Consider the following 1,719-nt stretch of genomic DNA (forward strand, 5'->3'; position numbering starts at 1 on the left):
AGCTGCTCGATCTGGCCGCGGCGTTAGGTGAGGACCGATGATCCCGCCGGGGACCGAAGCGGCGCTGCTCGACTCGTGGGACTACTTCCTCCACCTTGCGATGGTCCTCACACCGCTGTTCATCGGCGCGTCGTTCCTCGTCGGGCTCGCACAGGAGTACCTCCCACCCGAGCGCGTCGAAGAGATGCTTCGCGCACGCGACCACGGCAGCGGGAACGTCCTCGCGGCGGGCCTCGGCGCGGTGACGCCGTTCTGCTCGTGTTCGACCGTCCCGGTCTTGGCGGGCCTGTTGGGGGCCGGCGCCCCCACGGGGATGGCGTTCTCGTTCCTGCTCGCCTCCCCGATCGTCAACTGGATTGCCGTGTTCCTACTGTTCGGGCTGTTCGGGACCGGCGTGACCGTCGCGTACGTGACGACGGCGCTGCTCGCGGCGATCGTCGCGGGACTCATCATCGGGACGTTCGAACTCGACGGGTACATCAAGGACGTCCGGATCACCGCGGGCGGTCGCGAGATCGCGACCGACGGCGGAGCGACTCCCTCGGACACCTCAAATGCGGCCGACGCCGGCGGGTGTAGCGAGTGCGGGACGACGGCGACGAACAGAACCCACAAGGAACGCGTGACCGCCGCGGGGGAGGGCGCGCTCTCCTTCTTCCGCGACACACTCCCGTACATCGCGGTCGGGATCGCGATCGGCGCGCTGATCCACGGCGCCGTACCGGCAGAGTTTCTCCAACAGATCGCCGGGCCGGGGAACCCGCTCGCGACCCCGATCGCCGCGCTCGCCGGCGCGCCAATCTACGTGAGCATCAGCGGAATGCTGCCGATTGCGCACTCGCTCACTGAGGCGGGGATCCCGATCGGAACAGTGATCGCGTTCGTCATCGGCGGGGCGGGGATCAGCATCCCGAACCTGATCCTCCTGAACAAGCTGTTCGAGCGTCGACTACTCGCGATCTACGCGACGACGGTGGTGACGATCGGGATCACTGTCGGCGTGCTGTTCAACACCGTCTTCGCCGGGCTCCTCTGAGCCGAGACCCTTCTTACAGCGACCGCGACCCGTCGAGAGCGACGAGGACCGCGTTCGCACGCGGCGTGGCGCGATACATCCGCCACTTCCCCTCTTTTCGGCGCGTGACGAGGCCAGCATCAGTGAGCTGCGAGAGGGCGTGGCTGATCGCGCTGTCGCTCACGTCTAAGAGCGGAGAGAGCTCACACACGCATAGCTCCTCGTCATCAGCAGCGTGGAGCATCCGAACGATCTTGTATCGGGTCTCGTTGCCGAGCGCCGACAGTAGCTCGATATCGGTCTCCAGGTCCGACCCGCCGACGCTCTCGTTCAGTTCTTCTAGCTCCGCTAACCGGTCGGCGAGGTCTTCATCCGTACAGGAGCCACATTCGTCGGCGACGTACCGCTGTAAACGCTCGGTAGATGACATACAAACAATTGAACCAAGCCGGGATTAAACGTTGCGGAGCGCCGTCTCAACTGATAGCTGGACAGCGAAAACAATATAGTAATCTCTCAAATACTTTCTCGTATGAAAGAGACGAGACTTGTGGCGGGTGTCTGGCGGTCGACAACGACCATCTCGGCAGGCTCGAGCAACGATACGGCCGAATGCGCCGCTACAGGGTGTTCGCCGTGACCGGTTCCTACAAACGGGTCAATTACACCGACATCGAGACCACCTCGGGCGCGATGCGGCCGCT

2 protein-coding genes are annotated in these 1,719 nt (G+C 64.2%); one reads left to right on the forward strand and one right to left on the reverse strand.

The window, feature by feature from the left end:
• Positions 1 to 37: 37 nt before the first annotated feature.
• Positions 38 to 1,036, forward strand: a complete 999-nt coding sequence (locus ESO89_RS18265; RefSeq protein WP_099289346.1) for a permease — start codon at positions 38 to 40, stop codon at positions 1,034 to 1,036.
• 13 nt (positions 1,037 to 1,049) lie between these two features.
• Here the strand turns inward: ESO89_RS18265 and ESO89_RS18270 are convergent, their stop codons facing one another.
• Positions 1,050 to 1,445, reverse strand: coding sequence for an ArsR/SmtB family transcription factor (locus ESO89_RS18270; RefSeq protein WP_004595752.1), 396 nt, complete (start codon positions 1,443 to 1,445; stop codon positions 1,050 to 1,052).
• Positions 1,446 to 1,719: the final 274 nt, after the last annotated feature.

It is taken from the genome of Halorubrum amylolyticum (assembly GCF_004114995.1).
Lineage (GTDB): Archaea > Halobacteriota > Halobacteria > Halobacteriales > Haloferacaceae > Halorubrum > Halorubrum amylolyticum.

Coding starts and splice junctions, on each gene's coding strand:
- ESO89_RS18265 (WP_099289346.1), top strand. CDS start 38: ATGATCCCGCCGGGGACCGAAGCGGCGCTGCTCGACTCGTGGGACTAC.
- ESO89_RS18270 (WP_004595752.1), bottom strand. CDS start 1,445: ATGTCATCTACCGAGCGTTTACAGCGGTACGTCGCCGACGAATGTGGC.